Origin of the sequence: Loktanella atrilutea (genome assembly GCF_900128995.1) — a bacterium.
GTDB lineage: Bacteria > Pseudomonadota > Alphaproteobacteria > Rhodobacterales > Rhodobacteraceae > Loktanella > Loktanella atrilutea.
Map to the genome: position 1 here is coordinate 310,877 of NZ_FQUE01000003.1, position 14,755 is coordinate 325,631.

15 protein-coding genes are annotated in these 14,755 nt (G+C 64.6%); 9 read left to right on the plus strand and 6 right to left on the minus strand.

Annotated elements, in window-relative coordinates; all coding sequences use genetic code 11:
• The first annotated feature begins 99 nt into the window (after window positions 1–99).
• Window positions 100–1,278, plus strand: a complete 1,179-nt coding sequence (locus BUA54_RS09280) for an acetyl-CoA C-acyltransferase family protein (protein ID WP_072856959.1) — start codon at window positions 100–102, stop codon at window positions 1,276–1,278.
• Window positions 1,279–1,366: 88 nt separating this feature from the next.
• Here the strand turns inward: BUA54_RS09280 and BUA54_RS09285 are convergent, their stop codons facing one another.
• Window positions 1,367–1,654, minus strand: a complete 288-nt coding sequence (locus BUA54_RS09285) for a YggT family protein (RefSeq protein ID WP_072856960.1) — start codon at window positions 1,652–1,654, stop codon at window positions 1,367–1,369.
• Window positions 1,655–1,847: 193 nt separating this feature from the next.
• On the opposite strand from BUA54_RS09285, the gene BUA54_RS09290 reads away from it, so the two are divergent.
• The 6 genes from BUA54_RS09290 to BUA54_RS20805 all read left to right on the plus strand — a co-directional run bounded on the left by BUA54_RS09290 (window position 1,848) and on the right by BUA54_RS20805 (window position 7,499).
• Entirely contained in the window at window positions 1,848–3,215 is a 1,368-nt protein-coding gene (locus BUA54_RS09290) for an MFS transporter (protein ID WP_245810601.1), read from the plus strand.
• On the plus strand, window positions 3,212–4,144 hold the full coding sequence (gene mepA / locus BUA54_RS09295) for a penicillin-insensitive murein endopeptidase (protein ID WP_072856961.1): 933 nt from the start codon (window positions 3,212–3,214) through the stop codon (window positions 4,142–4,144). The genes BUA54_RS09290 and mepA overlap by 4 nt, the downstream gene beginning before the upstream one ends.
• A 50-nt stretch (window positions 4,145–4,194) precedes the next feature.
• A complete protein-coding gene (locus BUA54_RS09300; RefSeq protein WP_245810602.1) occupies window positions 4,195–5,010 on the plus strand; it encodes an esterase-like activity of phytase family protein in 816 nt (271 codons plus the stop codon).
• Between the two features lie 102 nt (window positions 5,011–5,112).
• On the plus strand, window positions 5,113–5,742 hold the full coding sequence (locus tag BUA54_RS09305) for a queuosine precursor transporter (protein WP_072856962.1): 630 nt from the start codon (window positions 5,113–5,115) through the stop codon (window positions 5,740–5,742).
• A 385-nt stretch (window positions 5,743–6,127) separates the two neighbouring features.
• Window positions 6,128–6,553: an alternative ribosome rescue aminoacyl-tRNA hydrolase ArfB gene (gene arfB, locus BUA54_RS09310; RefSeq protein ID WP_072856963.1), complete on the plus strand. Its 426-nt coding sequence runs from the start codon at window positions 6,128–6,130 to the stop codon at window positions 6,551–6,553.
• Between the two features lie 196 nt (window positions 6,554–6,749).
• Window positions 6,750–7,499 (plus strand): hypothetical protein, encoded by a 750-nt coding sequence (locus BUA54_RS20805; protein ID WP_143155386.1) that lies wholly within the window; start codon window positions 6,750–6,752, stop codon window positions 7,497–7,499.
• A 194-nt stretch (window positions 7,500–7,693) separates the two neighbouring features.
• Here the strand turns inward: BUA54_RS20805 and pncB are convergent, their stop codons facing one another.
• The 5 genes from pncB to BUA54_RS09335 form a co-directional block, all read right to left on the minus strand.
• Complete coding sequence (gene pncB, locus BUA54_RS09315) at window positions 7,694–8,986, minus strand: nicotinate phosphoribosyltransferase (protein WP_072856964.1); 1,293 nt, start codon at window positions 8,984–8,986, stop codon at window positions 7,694–7,696.
• Between the two features lie 78 nt (window positions 8,987–9,064).
• Window positions 9,065–9,517 carry a tellurite resistance TerB family protein gene (locus tag BUA54_RS09320; RefSeq protein ID WP_072856965.1) on the minus strand — a complete coding sequence of 151 codons (453 nt, stop codon included), beginning with the start codon at window positions 9,515–9,517 and terminating at the stop codon, window positions 9,065–9,067.
• A 110-nt stretch (window positions 9,518–9,627) separates the two neighbouring features.
• The gene (locus tag BUA54_RS09325) at window positions 9,628–10,674 is read right to left on the minus strand and encodes an AbrB family transcriptional regulator (protein ID WP_245810603.1); all 1,047 of its coding nucleotides are present in this window, start codon (window positions 10,672–10,674) and stop codon (window positions 9,628–9,630) included.
• On the minus strand, window positions 10,671–11,576 hold the full coding sequence (gene trhO, locus BUA54_RS09330; protein ID WP_072857054.1) for an oxygen-dependent tRNA uridine(34) hydroxylase TrhO: 906 nt from the start codon (window positions 11,574–11,576) through the stop codon (window positions 10,671–10,673). The genes BUA54_RS09325 and trhO overlap by 4 nt, the downstream gene beginning before the upstream one ends.
• Before the next feature lie 32 nt (window positions 11,577–11,608).
• Window positions 11,609–12,835, minus strand: coding sequence for an Hsp70 family protein (locus BUA54_RS09335; protein WP_072856966.1), 1,227 nt, complete (start codon window positions 12,833–12,835; stop codon window positions 11,609–11,611).
• 133 nt (window positions 12,836–12,968) lie between these two features.
• On the opposite strand from BUA54_RS09335, the gene pncA reads away from it, so the two are divergent.
• The gene (pncA, locus tag BUA54_RS09340) at window positions 12,969–13,565 is read left to right on the plus strand and encodes a bifunctional nicotinamidase/pyrazinamidase (protein WP_072857056.1); all 597 of its coding nucleotides are present in this window, start codon (window positions 12,969–12,971) and stop codon (window positions 13,563–13,565) included.
• Entirely contained in the window at window positions 13,562–14,743 is a 1,182-nt protein-coding gene (locus tag BUA54_RS09345; RefSeq protein ID WP_072856967.1) for an NAD(P)/FAD-dependent oxidoreductase, read from the plus strand. Before pncA ends, BUA54_RS09345 begins: the two co-directional genes overlap by 4 nt.
• Window positions 14,744–14,755: the final 12 nt, after the last annotated feature.

Consider the following 14,755-nt stretch of genomic DNA (forward strand, 5'->3'; position numbering starts at 1 on the left):
CACAGCGGAACCGGGCCCTTTGCCGCAGGTGACCAAAGGTTTCTCTGGCCTCCGCCATCGCTGCTTGCCATCCTGCGCCGGAACAGAGGGGGACATTCCATGACCGACATCGTCATTCTGGGCGGCGCGCGCACCGCAATCGGCACCTTCGGGGGCGCCTTGGCCGGGACGCCGCCGATCGCGCTGGGCGCCACGGTCGCCCGCGCAGCCATCGCCCGCGGCGGGCTGGACGCGGCGCAGATCGGTCACGTCGCCTTTGGCCATGTCATCAACACCGAACCGCGCGACATGTACCTGAGCCGGGTCGCGGCGATGGACGCAGGCGTGCCCGACACCACGCCCGCGATGAACGTCAACCGCCTCTGCGGGTCCGGCGTGCAGGCCATCGTCTCGGTCGTGCAGGCGCTGCAACTGGGTGACGCCGATTTCGGCCTCGCCGGCGGGGCTGAAAGCATGTCGCGCTCGCCCTTCATCGTCAGCGACCAGCGCTGGGGCGCCAAGATGGGCGACATCAAGACCCGCGACATGATGTTGGGCGCGCTGAACTGCCCCTTCGGCACCGGCCACATGGGCATCACGGCGGAAAACGTCAGCGCCGAACACGACGTCAGCCGGGCGGCACAGGACGCCTTCGCGCTGGAAAGCCAGCAGCGCGCGGCTAGGGCCATCGCCGAGGGCCGCTTCGACGACCAGATCGTCCCGGTGGAACTCAAGACCCGAAGAGAGACCTTCGACTTCAAGACCGACGAACACCCAAAGGCCACAACGGCCGAGGCGCTGGCCGCCCTGCGCCCCGCCTTTCGAAAGGACGGCACCGTGACGGCCGGCAACGCTTCCGGCCTGAACGACGGCGCCGCCGCGATCACGCTGGCACGGCTGGATGCGGCGGAACGCGCCGGCCTGACGCCGCGGTTCCGCATTCTGGGCTACGCCCACGCCGGCGTCCGGCCAGAGGTGATGGGCATCGGCCCTGTGCCCGCCGTGCGTCGTCTGCTGGACCGCACCGGCCTGAAGGTCGAAGACTTCGACGTGATCGAAAGCAACGAGGCCTTCGCCGCGCAGGCCCTCGCGGTCAGCGCGGAACTCAGATTCGACCCGGCAAAGGTCAATCCCAACGGCGGCGCCATCGCACTGGGCCACCCTGTCGGCGCCACCGGCGCGATCATCACGGTCAAGGCGATGTACGAACTCGACCGGATCTCGGGTCGTCGCGCGCTCATCACCATGTGCATAGGCGGCGGTCAGGGGATCGCGCTGGCGATCGAACGGATCGCGTGATGGCCTTCAGGGGGCGGAGATTTTTCAGAGAAGAATCGTCCCCGCGACGAAAACCTCTCGACGAAAGGTTTTCGCCCCGGATCCGGCGTCAGTAGAACAGGGCGATGTTGTTCACGAGCAGGATGCGGATGATCTCGATCGCGACCAGTGCCACGATGGGTGACAGGTCGATGCCGCCCATGCTGGGCAGGATGTTCCGGATCGGCCGATAGATCGGTTCCAAAATGCGCTGCAGCGTGTACCAGATCTGGCCCACCAGCGGCTGGCGCACGTTCAGCACGTCAAAGCTGATCAGCCAGCTCATGATGAAATGCGCGAAGATGAAGAACCGCGCGATACCCAGCAGCAGCATCAGGATCTGGAACAGGGACATCATCGGCGCTTCTCCTTCAACACTCGCGCCGACCTAAGGGCTGCGGTGGCGTCAGACAAGACCCGACCCGCCCCGCGCGGATCACGCCCGGATCATACGCCCGATTTGCCACAGCGACATGGCGCCGGTGATCGCGCCCCTTGCCGCCGCCGGCGGTCACAGTGTCTATTCGGGCCAGACAAGGCGGAGGGTCGGTGTGGCGGTTTCCAAGAGGCGGATCTGGGGCTGGATGGCCTTCGACTGGGCGTCGCAACCCTACTACACGCTCGGTCTGACCTTCGTCTTCGGCCCCTACTTCGCCCTCGTCGCGACCAATGCCTTCGTGGCCGACGGCATGGACAAGCTCGCAGCCGATGCGCAGGCGCAGTCGATCTGGTCGGCGGGCCAGACGATCGCCGGACTGCTGATCGCGCTGACAGCTCCGTTCCTCGGTGCCTTCGCCGACAATTCCGGACGCAAGATGCCATGGATCGCCGGCTTTTCGGTAATCTACGTGCTGGCCAGTGCCGCCCTCTGGGGCTTGGCGCCGGACGGCACGGCGCTGTTCTCGATCCTCGTCATCTTTTACGTCGGCTTCTTCGCTGCTGAATCCGCGTTGAACTTCGTCAATGCGATCCTGCCCAGCCTCGGGACAGAGCGTGAGATCGGGCGCATTTCCGGCTCCGGCGCCGCCTTCGGCTATTGGGGCGGTGTGGTCTCGCTCTTCATCCTGCTGCTGCTTTTCGTCGAAAGCCCCGACACCGGCCTGACCTTGCTCGGTCATGCGCCAGCGCTCGGCCTCGATCCGGCGGGGATGGAGGGGACGCGCAGCGTCGGACCATTCATCGCCCTCTGGTACGCGGTCTTCATGATCCCCTTCTTCGTCTACGTCCGCGATGATCCTCGCCTTGGTGGCCGCTCGACCCGGATCGGCGCAGTCTGGGCAGAGCTGGCGGAAACGCTGCGCGGCGTCATGCACCGCCCCAGCCTGATGTATTTCCTGCTCTCCTCGATGTTCTACCGCGACGCACTAAACGCGCTCTACGCCTTCGGCGGCATCTACGCCGCCCTCGTGCTGGGGTGGACGACGATCCAGATCGGCGTCTTCGGCATCGTTGCTGCGATCGCTGCCGCGATCTGCACATGGGCCGGCGGGCTGGCCGATACGCGGTACGGCCCGAAACCCGTCATCCGCGCCTGCGTCTGGCTTCTGATCGTCGTCGGATGTCTGATCGTCGGCATGTCGCGCGATCACCTCTTTATCTTTCCGCTGGCAGAGACATCGCAGGTGCCCGACCTGATCTTCTACGCCTGCGGAATCGTCATCGGCGGCGCCGGCGGATCGATCTATGCCGCCAGCCGGTCGATGATGGTCCGCCACACCCACCCCGACCGCCCGGCAGAGGCCTTCGGCCTCTTCGCCCTGACGGGCAAGGCAACGGCTTTCCTTGCACCGGCCAGCATCTCGCTCTTCACGTTTCTGACAGGGAACGTTCAACTCGGCTTTCTGCCGGTGATCTTCCTGTTCCTCTTCGGGTTGTTCCTGCTAAGGTGGGTCAACAAGGACGGAGACCGCGCCGAATGATCCGCTACGCTGCACTGTTTGCCCTGCTGACCGGCCTTGCCGCCTGCCAGCAGGATGCACGGGTTGCCACTGCCGCCCCCACTGTGACCCAACCGGTCTATTCCAGCCAGAACACCAACGACAAGCGCATCGCCAAGCAGGTCTTCGGTGCGATCCCCGGCCCTTCGGCACAGGCGCCTGCGCCCGTCGGCTTCTATTCCAAGGGCTGTCAGGCCGGCGCGGCGCAATTGCCCGAAACCGGGCCGACCTGGCAGGCGATGCGCCTGTCCCGGAATCGCAACTGGGGCCAGCCGCAGCTCGTCGCCTTTCTACAGGATCTGTCCCGTGCCGCCGCCGCCCAGCCCGGCTGGAACGGCCTCTACTTCGGCGACATGAGCCAGCCGCGCGGCGGTCCCATGCTGACCGGTCACGCAAGCCACCAGATCGGCCTCGACGCCGACATCTGGCTGAAGCCCGCCACCAACCTGCACCTCACCCGGACAGAGCGAGAGAACATCTCCTCCGACCGGATGGACCGGAACGGCGGCGCCTACGTCAACAGCAGCTGGACCCCTCAGCAAGAGGCGATCGTCAAGGCTGCGGCCTCCGACCCGCGCGTCGCGCGCATCTTCATCTTTCCGGGCGCCAAGGTCGAGATGTGCAAGAACGCGACCGGCGACCGCAGCTGGCTGCGCAAGGTGCGGCCGTGGTACGGGCACAACTACCACTTTCACGTCCGCCTGAACTGCCCGGCGGGATCGACCACCTGCGCGCCGCAGGATCCGCCGCCGCCGGGTGACGGCTGCGCCGACGCGCAGGACTGGGTGAACAACATCCTGAACCCGCGCCCCGCGCCGCCGGCGGACCCCAATGCCCCGAAACCGGCGCCGAAACGCGAACTCACCATGGCCAGCCTGCCGGGCCAATGCGCAGCGGTCGCCGCCAACTGATCGTGCGACAGATTCTGTTCCTGCTGACCCTGCTTGCAGGGTGTGGCCAGGTGTTCGGCGAAACCGCGGCACCCGGCGTGACCGAGGTCGGCCGTTTCCTCTGGACCGACCCGGACAAGGAATTCGGCGGGCTTTCTGGCATCGACCTGTCGCCGGACGGGCGCACGTTCACCGCCGTCAGCGATCGCGGTACCCTCTGGCAGGGCACGGTAGAGCGCAAGGGTCAGGTCGTCTCCGGCATGACGGTCGCGCACAAGGCGCGCCTGCATGACGCCAGGAACCGCCCGCTCGACGGCGATTCCGAAGGTCTGGCGCTCTCGCCCGATGGCACGATCTACATCTCGTTCGAGGGGCCGGCCCGCGTCCTCGCCTACGACACGCCGGACGGGGCGGCCACCGCCCTGCCGCACCCCCGCGAATTCAACACGATGGAACGCAATGGCGCGCTCGAGGCTCTTGCCATCGGCCCCGACGGCGCGCTTTACACCATGCCCGAACGATCGGGGCAGGCGCGGCGCCCCTTTCCGGTTTACCGCTTCCGCGACGGTCGCTGGTCCGTCGCCTTCAGCATCGCACGCACCGATACCTTCGTCCCCGTGGGCGCCGACATCGGACCCGACGGCCTTTTCTACCTGCTGGAACGCGATTTCACGGGCATCGGCTTCCGATCCCGCGTGCGGCGCTTCGATATGACCAGCGGTCAGGCCCAGACCCTGTTTCAGACCGCCACGAATACCTACGACAACCTCGAAGGTCTGGCGGTCTGGCGCGACGCCACGGGTGCGATCCGCCTCACCACGGTGTCCGACGACAACTTCAAATTCTTCCAGCAGACACAGATCGTGGAATACCGCGTGACCGACTGACACCGACACCGATTGACGCGGGCGGGGCAGGGGGCTAAGCCGCGCCGTCCCCGCACGGTGCGGGGGCCAAGTGCCGCACCCTTGTCAAAACGGAACCACAACATGACCCGTATCCTTCCCGGCGTGATCGCCATGGCCGCCATCGTCGTGGCCTCCAACATCCTCGTGCAGTTCCTGATCGCCGACGGCCTGCTGACCTGGGGCGCCTTCACCTATCCGCTGGCCTTCCTCGTCACCGATCTGATGAACCGCATCTACGGCGTCTCGGCCGCCCGCCGCGTCGTGCTGGTCGGCTTGATCGTCGGCATCGTCTGTTCCCTGATCGGCAGCCAGATCCAGCTGGAATTCGGCCCCGCCGTCCCGGTCCGCGTCGCCGTCGCCTCGGCCACTGCCTTCGGCGTCGCTCAACTGCTGGACATCGCCGTCTTCAACCGCCTGCGCATGGGTGTCTGGTGGGTGGCGCCGCTCGGCTCGACGCTGGTGTCCTCGGTTGTGGACACGGTCATCTTCTTCTCCATCGCCTTCGCCGCCACCTTCAACGGTATCAGCGCCGTCGCGGCGGATCAGGTCGTCTGGGCGCAAGAGGCGGTCCCCTTCCTCGGCCACGGCCCGGTCGTGCCGCTCTGGATCTCGCTCGCCGTGGCGGACTGGTCGGTCAAGATCGCCGTGGCCCTCGTCGCCCTTGTGCCATTTCGCCTCATTGTTGGGCGGGTCACACAGGCGCGCGTTTAATCGCGAGGGGCGGTATATTTTAATTTGACATACACCATATGTGTGCCACCCTCCGGATTAGGCGAAACATTTGAAAGGAGGTGATCCAGTGCATCATGAAGTTCTGGAGACGTGTGTCGGGACAGCTTGGGGGGTTCTGATCTAGGGCAGCCCCTGGGTTATGAAACCCTCAGGTGGGTGGCCCACAGGGCACCTAACCGACCCACCTCCGATATTCAGGAAAGGGCTATCCCATCGCCGGGGTAGCCCTTTTTTCCTGCGGACGCGCAGCGTTCAAAGGAAAAAAGGAGTGGGGGTAAACGTTTGGCGCAGCCAAATGTGGCCCCACCCGGTGCCGCTTGCAGGCCTGACTGGCAATCCTGCGCAGACCCGTTAGATCAACCCCATGGCCGACGACCTTTACATCACCCCCACCATCACCCTTCAGGGGTGGGAGATGACGGAGCAGTTCACCCGCGCCTCCGGTCCCGGCGGGCAGAACGTGAACAAGGTCTCGACGGCGGTAGAGCTTCGGTTCGAAGCGGAACGCTCGCCGTCGCTGCCCGACCCGGTAAAGACGCGGCTGAAGCGGCTGGCGGGACGGCGCTGGACTGTGGACGGCGCGCTGGTGCTCTTCGTGCAGGACACACGCTCCCAGGCCCGCAACCGCGAACTCGCCCGCGACCGCCTCGCCGAACTGGTGCTGAGCGCCACCGAGAAGCCCAAGCGCCGCGTGGCGACGAAGCCGACCTACGGGTCCGTCAAGCGCAGGCTGAAGGCGAAGAAGGTCAGGGGCGAGGTGAAGGCGTTGCGGGGGGCGGTGGAGGAGTGAGAGTCGCCTGTACTGATCAAGCCGTTGATTGCGAATCAATTTAAAAAATTGATTCTACGTACTTTTTCTGATTCTATTAGAGGTGGTGGAGGATTTTATGACGGTATGTGTTGCTCTGAAGGTCCACGACTGCATCGTCTTTGCTGCAGATAGTGCCACATCCCTCACCGGCATAGATGCCGCGGGAAATCATCACGTGGCCAACATTTATGATCACGCAAATAAGGTATTCAACCTGCGCAAAGATCTTCCAATTGCTGGAATGACTGCAGGGATCGGAAATTTTGGGATGTGTTCGATATCGACTATCTCGAAAGACTTGAGGCGTCTTCTGAGTTTGGATGATACTGAATATTCTGTGAATAAACAAGATTATACCATCGAAGAGGTCGCGTATAAAGTTCGTAAGTACCTTTTCGAGGATCGCTTTGGCAAACTTGCCGATAAACCAAGTGGTACTTTTCAATACTGGGTGGGTGGGTATTCGTCTGGGCAGGACCTAGGTGAAATGTGGAAAATTCAAATTCAAGACGGTGACTGTCCTAATCCAGTCTGTGAGGCTCCTCGAGATGTCTCCAGTATGATTAGTTGGGGCGGGCAAACTGAGGCAATTAATCGTATTCTTCTGGGTTATGGCCAAGGGCTGCCGGACGCCCTACTTTCAGCCGGTCTTCCCCAAGAAAAACTTGGCGAGTGTTTGCGACACGTTGCCGCACACACCCAAGCTGGGTTAGCGAATCCTGCCATGCCTACGCGTGATGCTATTGATTTAGCTATCTTTTTGGCCGAAGCGCAAAAGCAGTTTGTTCGCTTTTCAATCGGTTCAAATACTGTAGGAGGCGACCTCGATGTCGCCACAGTAACGAAGCACGAAGGTTTTAAGTGGATACGGCGTAAGCATTATTATTCACGTGACCTGAACCCCCTGGAGACTGACCATGCCTAATAGAGATCAAGTGACACTTTTTTATGATTATATGCCAAAGGCGAACGCAAGCGTACCCCCGATACGCGAGCTTTCAACTTCTTCGGCGCAAGCACAGCGACTTATTGAGTCACCTAAAGTTGAGGAAAAAAAAGACCTTCTGACAAATTTAAATTTCGGGTGATCCTGCTGGTCGAGTTGCAAAAGCCCTATTTCTAAACCACAACCTCCACCCGCTCCTGCGCCCCCACCCCGAACACCCGCTTGTAGCGGGCGATCTCCGCCGCCGGCCCCATCGCCTTGTTCGGGTTGTCCGACAGCTTCACCGTCGGCCGCCCGTCGGCCGCCACAGCCTTGCACACAAGCGAGAACGGAGCCAGCGCGTCGCCGTCCACCAGTCCGATGAAGTCGTTGGTCAGCATCGTGCCCCAGCCGAAGCTCACCCGCACGCGCCCCGCGAAGCGCGCGTGCAGCTCCAGGATCTTGTCCACGTCGAGGCCGTCCGAGAAGATTACAAGCTTGGTCGTCGGGTCCTCGCCGCGGGACTGCCACCAGCGGATCGCCGCCTCCGCCCCCTCGGCCGGGTCGCCTGAATCGATCCGGATGCCGGTCCAGCCCGCCAGCCAGTCGGGCGCGCCCGACAGGAACCCCGGCGTGCCGTAGGTGTCGGGCAGGATGATGCGCAGGTTGCCGTCATGCTCTGCCTGCCAGTCGGCCAGCACGTCGTAGGGGGCCCGCCGTAGGGCGGTGTCGTCGTCGGCAAGTGCGGCGTAGACCATCGGCAGCTCGTGGGCGTTGGTGCCGATCGCCTCCATGTCGCGGTTCTTTGCGATCAGGCAGTTCGAGGTGCCGGTGAAGGCATCCCCCAACCCCTCTTGCAGGGCCTGCACGCACCAGTCCTGCCAGAGGAAGGAATGCCTGCGCCGCGTGCCGAAGTCGGCGATCTTCAACCCCGGGTGGGTGTTCAGACGCTTCACCTTCTCCCACACCTTGGTCATGGCGCGGGCGTAGAGCACCTGCAGCTCGAACCGCCCCATGTCGCGCAACACGGCGCGCGAGCGGAGTTCCATCAGGATCGCCAGCGCCGGGATCTCCCACAGCATGACCTCGGGCCAGGAGCCTTCGAAGGTCAGCTCGTACTGCCCATCGCGCTTTTCAAGGTGATAGGGCGGCAGGCGCAGCTTCTCGAACCAGTCCATGAAGTCCGGCGTGAACATCTGCCGCTTGCCATAGAAGGTGTTGCCGCGCATCCACGTGCTTTCGCCCCGGGTCAGGGACAGGGACCGGACGTAGTCGAGCTGCTCGCGCAACTCGCCCTCGTCCACAAGGTCGGCCAGCCGGATGGATTTCGTGCGGTTGATGAGCGAGAACGTGACCTGCACGTCACGCCGGTTGCGGAAGACCGACTGGCACATCAGCAGCTTGTAAAAGTCCGTGTCGATCAGGGACCGGACGATGGGGTCGATCTTCCACTTGTGGTTCCAGACGCGTGTGGCGATGTCGACCATGGGGTCCTCCGGGCATTTCACGCGGTTAGACCAAGGCGCGGGGGCGCTGGCAAGCGGTTACGGTCAGCGTTGCCGGGGCTACAGCTGCCCCGCCTCCATCGCCGCGGCGGCATGGATGTGCATCGCGCGCTTGGGGGACACACCCAGCGTCCGCTCGATCTGGTGCAGGAATTCGCCCTCTTCCGGCTGCTCGCTGCCGTCGGCCAGCACCACGGACCACAGCGACCTGACCGCGGCCTCGCGCTCTGCCAGCGGAATGGCGTCGTGCAGGACGCGGGCCAGCGTTTCGGTATCGGGCATCGCCTCTTCCAGCTTTTCGCACTGGGCGCGCATCTTCGCGGCCTCCAGCTTGTTCAGGCCGTACATATGCGACAGCAGATTGTCGATCTCCTCGACCTCCTCGAACAGATAGGCGCGGTCGACCTTGGCGGCCCGCACCAGCAGCGCGCCGAGTGCGTGGCGGGCATCGGCCTCTGGCAGTTCGGTGACCTTGCGTTCGGTCTGGAACAGGGAAAGCAGGCGTTCGAGCATGGCGGGATCCAGTCTGTCGCGGTTCCCTTTCGTTCTACCTCCTATCGCAGGCAGAGGGAACAGCGATGCCGCAGCGCGGCACCGCACGGTGCAAGGTGGCAACAGAACCGTCAGGTCCGGCGCAGGGCCAGCCGAAAGACGGTCGGCGCGACCGCGATGATGACGGTGATCCGGATGATATGCGTCACGGAGACATAGGCGATATCCTGCCCCAGCGTCAGCGTCAGCAGCGACATCTCTGTCAGTCCACCGGGAGAGTAGGCGAGGAAGGCCTGGCTCAATGGCATGCCCATGATGCGGGCGACGGATTCTGCAAAGAGGACGGCGATCGCCAGCATGCCGAAGGTCGCCACCGCGGCGATGGCAAGGTCACTTGCGATTTCTTTTACGGTGGCGCCGACGAAGCGGGCGCCGATGACCGTGCCGATCACGATCTGCGCCGTGACGACGATGACCGACGGCGGCGCCACCTCCACCCAGCCCGCGACATGCACTGCGCCGGACAGGATCATCGGGCCAAAAACCGGGGCGGCAGGCAGTTTCAGGCGCCGCGCCAGCGTGACGCCGCCCGCCGCACAGGCACCGAGGATCAGGTAATCGGCCAGCGACAGCGCATCCAGCGGCACGTATCCCCGCCCGCCCGCGCCGGACCGCACGCCAAGGACGGTGCCGAAATAAAGGACGACGAGAAAGATCACCAGAAGCACGCGGGCAGCGTGGGCCAGCGCGATCTTCTTTTCGTCCCCGCCGGCGGCACCGCCGAGGATCAGCATCTCGTTCAGCCCGCCCGGCATGGCGGCATAAAAGGCGGTAACCGGATCGTAGCGACCCAGCCGTCGGTACACGACGTAGGAAAAGGCGGCGGCCGCCGCAAGAAAGAGGGGCAGCAGCGTCAGGGTAAGCGCCCAGCTGCCAAGCTGGCCGAACAGCTCTGCCGTGATACCGGACCCCAGCAGCACGCCGATCACCGGAATGACGATGGGGCGCAGCTTGTCCGGGCCGCGCACGGGCCAGCCCAGTATGGCGGCGGTGGTGGTGCCGATCATCGGACCCAGCATCCAGGGCAGCGGCATGCGCAGCCAGTATCCCAGCAGCCCCGACAGCACCCCGATCGTCAGCGCAAGGCCGGTGTCCTGATGGCGCCGGATCGGCCTCACAAGGATCCGATGTGACGCGTGCCACGGGCGCGGGCCAGCGCGATCTGCTTCTGTCGTTCGCGGAACCGCGCCTTGTCGACCTCGGTCGTTTCGCCCACGCAGTGATGGCAGGCGACGCCATCCTCGAAGGCGGGGTGGTCCTGATCGGCGGGCAGCAGCGGGCGGCGGCAGGCATGGCACAGGATGTGGGGTCCCTCGACCAGCCCGTGCCCGACGCTGACGCGTCCGTCGAAGACGAAACATTCGCCTTCCCACGTGCTGTCGTCCCGCGGCACGTCCTCTAGGTATTTTAGGATGCCGCCCTGCAGGTGATAGACCTCCTCCACCCCCTGGCCGCGCAGGAAATTCGTGGATTTCTCGCAGCGGATGCCACCGGTGCAGAACATCGCGATGCGCTTGCCGGCGAAACGGTCCTTGTTTGCCTCCCACCACGCCGGAAACTCGCCAAAGCTGCGGGTCTGTGGATCGATGGCGCCCGCAAATGTGCCGATCGCCACCTCATAGTCGTTGCGGGTGTCGATCACGGCCACGTCGGGAGAGGTGATGAGCGCGTTCCACGCGGCCGGCGCGACATAGGTGCCGGTGCCCTGCAGCGGGTCGACGTCAGGCTGGCCCATGGTGACGATCTCGCGCTTCAGCCGGACCTTCATCCGGTTGAACGGCTGCTCCGCCGCCTGACTTTCCTTGTGAACCAGATCGGCGCAGCCGGGCAGGGCACGCAGATGCGCCAGCACGGCGTCGATCCCCGCCCGCGACCCCGCGATGGTGCCGTTGATCCCTTCGCCCGCAAGCAGCAGCGTCCCGCTGATGCCCTGCGCGGTACACAGGTCCAGCAGGGGTTGGCGCAGGGCCGCCGGATCCGGGAACCGGGTGAAGTGATAAAGCGCGGCGACGGTGAACATGGGCACCGCCATACGCCTGCCCGCGCCCGCCTTCAAGTCAGGCGGGCGGCGGCCATCGCAAGACCGTCACTGACGGCGGTAAAGGCCTGCGCCCGCACCTGTCGGGCCTGCGGGAAAAGGTCCGTCATCGCCTGCGTCACCGTCCCCATCAGGCTCGACCCTCCGACGAAGACGACGGCGGCGACGTCGCGCGGCGCGGTGTCTCCCAGCGTCTCCCACGCGGCGTCCCTGATGGCGGCGGTCAGGTCGGACAGCGTGTCGCCCAGCGCCTGCGCACGCAATGGCACGGTCAGCCCCCGGTCCAGCACGCCAAGATCGATCAATCCGCGCGGCGTGTCGTTGGCGGCGATCTTGCCGGCTTCGACCGCAAAGGCGATGTCATGGCCCAGTTCCATCTCTATCAACGCGTCCAGACGGCCAAAGGCCTGCTGGTCCACACCCATCTTCGCCAGATCGGCAACCAGACGGCGCGTCTCGGCTGTATAGAGAAAGGCAATCTTCTCCCATGTCGCAAGGTCGTTGAAGATCGCATTGGGCGCCGTCGTCGTGCCCTCGCCGAAGGCATTGCGCACCTCGCCCCCGCGGCCCAGCAGTGGCATGACATGGGCCAGCGACAGCAGGCGGTCGAAATCGGTCCCGCCGATCCGCACGCCGTGGCTGTTCAGGACGCGGATTGCCGCTGCCTCCTGCCGGTAAAGCGTGAAATCCGATGTGCCGCCGCCAATATCGACGACCAGCCCCAACTGCCCCACCTCCAGCGGACCTGCAGTCAATGCGGCGGCCTCCGGCTCCGGCAGAAAGCTCACGCGCTCGAACCCAGCCATCCGATAGGCCTCTTCCAGATCGACCAGCGCCTGCGCGTGGCGCACGGGGTCGGGGTGGAACCGGACGGGACGGCCCGACAGGGCACTGTCGAACTCCAGCCGGGTCGCATCATAGGCTCGTTCGCGCACGGTGGACAGGAACCGCGCGACGACCTCCAGGAGGGTCATCTTCTCGAAAGCGATCTGGCGCTGTTCGCGCATCAGCGGCGTGCCCAGAACCGACTTCAGCGCCCGCATGAACCGCCCCTCTCGCCCGTCGATAAGGGCGGCATTCGCCGCGCTGCCGATCAGGGTCCGCTTGCGGTCCATGTCGAAGAAGACGGACGTGGGCAATGTCTCGCGGCCCGGCTCGACCGGGATGCGGAACACGGCGTCGCCTGCCATCACCGCCGCGGCGGTGTTGGATGTCCCGAAATCGATCCCAAGCGTGGCCATGATGCGTTCCTTGCGTGCGAACCGCCGCCTTTAGCCCAGCCGTGCCGGGGCTTCAACCTGTCAGGCGTTGACCCGGTCCGGCTGGGGTTCTACCCCTTGGCGTAACCGCGTTGAAAGGTCCGTCATGCAGCCCCTGACCCATGCCCTGATCGTCATCGACATGCAGAACGATTTCTGCCCCGGCGGTGCGCTGGCGGTGACCGGGGGCAACGATATCGTCATGGGCATCAATACCCTGATGGACGATTTTCGCAGCGTGATCCTGACACAGGACTGGCACCCGCGCGGCCATGCCTCCTTCGCCTCCAGCCATCCCGGCGCCGATCCCATGACGGTCATCGACATGCCCTACGGCCCGCAGGTCCTCTGGCCCGACCACTGTATCCAGGGCACCTTCGGGTCGGACTTCCATGGACATCTGCGCACTGACGCCGACCTGATCATCCGCAAGGGTTACAACCCCGCAATCGACAGCTATTCCGCCTTTTTCGAAAACGACCACAGGACGCCGACCGGGCTCGAAGGCTATCTGCGCACCCGTGGGATCGAACGGCTGACGATGGTCGGGCTCGCACTGGATTTCTGCGTCAACTACTCGGCCGTGGATGCAGCCTTGCTTGGCTTCGACGTGACCGTTCGCACCGACCTTTCGCGGGCAATCGACGCGGACGGATCGCTGGACGCGGCCATCGCGGGTATGCGCGACGCCGGTGTGGCGCTGTCCGCATGAAGACGCGCTACGACGTGGTGATCGTCGGCGGCGCCATATATGGCGCCTCGGTCGCCTTCCATCTGGCGAAGGATCCGGATTTTGACGGCAGCGTGCTGGTGGTCGAACGTGACCCGACATACGCCTTCGCCTCCACCTCTCACACGAATTCCTGCATCCGGCAGCAATTTTCCGAAGCCCTCAACGTGCAGATCTCGCAATACGGCGCGGCCTACGTGCAGGACTTCCGCGCCCGCAGCGGGATGGAGGATGCACCCCCCCTGCGCCTGCACAGCTTCGGCTACATGTATCTGGCCGACACGCCCGCCTTTGCCGCGGCACTGAAGGCCAATCAGCAAGTGCAGGCGGCACTGGGGGCGGGAACCCGGCACATGACGCCGGACCAGATCGCGGCGGCCTATCCGTTCTACAACCTCGACGGCATCCTCGCCGGCAACCACAACACGGTGAACGAAGGATACTTCGACGGGGGCAGCCTGTTCGACTGGTGGAAGCGTGGCGCAAAGCGGGCGGGCGTGACCTTCGTCACGGACGAGGTCACCAGCATGACCCGCAACGGCGATCGCGTCACCGCCATCCAGCTGAAATCAGGGGCAGAGGTCAGCTGCGACTGGGTCGTCAACGCCTCCGGCCCCCGCGCCGCGCGCACGGCTGCCATGGCCGGGATCACACTGCCGGTCGAGCCGCGCAAACGCTATACGTTCGTCTTTCAGGCGGCGGAGCCGCTCGACCGCGACCTGCCGCTGACCGTCGACCCCTCCGGTGTTCACGTTCGCACTGACGGAGCCTACTACATGGCCGGCGGCTATCCGGACCATGATCCGGCGGTCGAGCCTGACGATTTCGCCTTCGACAACGGTCTGTGGGAAGACAAGATCTGGCCCGCCATCGCCACCCGCATCCCCGCGTTCGAGCGGGTGAAGGTCATCAATCAATGGGTTGGGCACTACGCCTACAACACGCTTGACCAGAACGCCGTCGTCGGCCCGCACCCGCAAGTCGCCAACTTCATCTTCGTCAACGGCTTTTCGGGTCACGGGCTGCAGCAATCGCCCGCCCTCGGGCGCGGCATGGCCGAATGGATCACCCACGGCGCCTATCGCACGCTGGACCTGTCCCCCCTTGGCTATGCCCGCATCGCCGCGAACCGCCCCATCGTCGAAAAAGCCATCATCTGAAGGATCATCCCC

Bases quoted from the DNA above. Each gene is read 5' to 3' on its own strand.
- BUA54_RS09280 (WP_072856959.1), top strand. From the start codon at position 100: ATGACCGACATCGTCATTCTGGGCGGCGCGCGCACCGCAATCGGCACC.
- BUA54_RS09285 (WP_072856960.1), bottom strand. From the start codon at position 1,654: ATGATGTCCCTGTTCCAGATCCTGATGCTGCTGCTGGGTATCGCGCGG.
- mepA (WP_072856961.1), top strand. From the start codon at position 3,212: ATGATCCGCTACGCTGCACTGTTTGCCCTGCTGACCGGCCTTGCCGCC.
- BUA54_RS09305 (WP_072856962.1), top strand. From the start codon at position 5,113: ATGACCCGTATCCTTCCCGGCGTGATCGCCATGGCCGCCATCGTCGTG.
- arfB (WP_072856963.1), top strand. From the start codon at position 6,128: ATGGCCGACGACCTTTACATCACCCCCACCATCACCCTTCAGGGGTGG.
- pncB (WP_072856964.1), bottom strand. From the start codon at position 8,986: ATGGTCGACATCGCCACACGCGTCTGGAACCACAAGTGGAAGATCGAC.
- BUA54_RS09320 (WP_072856965.1), bottom strand. From the start codon at position 9,517: ATGCTCGAACGCCTGCTTTCCCTGTTCCAGACCGAACGCAAGGTCACC.
- trhO (WP_072857054.1), bottom strand. From the start codon at position 11,576: ATGTTCACCGTCGCCGCGCTTTATCACTTCACCCGGTTCCCGGATCCG.
- BUA54_RS09335 (WP_072856966.1), bottom strand. From the start codon at position 12,835: ATGGCCACGCTTGGGATCGATTTCGGGACATCCAACACCGCCGCGGCG.
- BUA54_RS09345 (WP_072856967.1), top strand. From the start codon at position 13,562: ATGAAGACGCGCTACGACGTGGTGATCGTCGGCGGCGCCATATATGGC.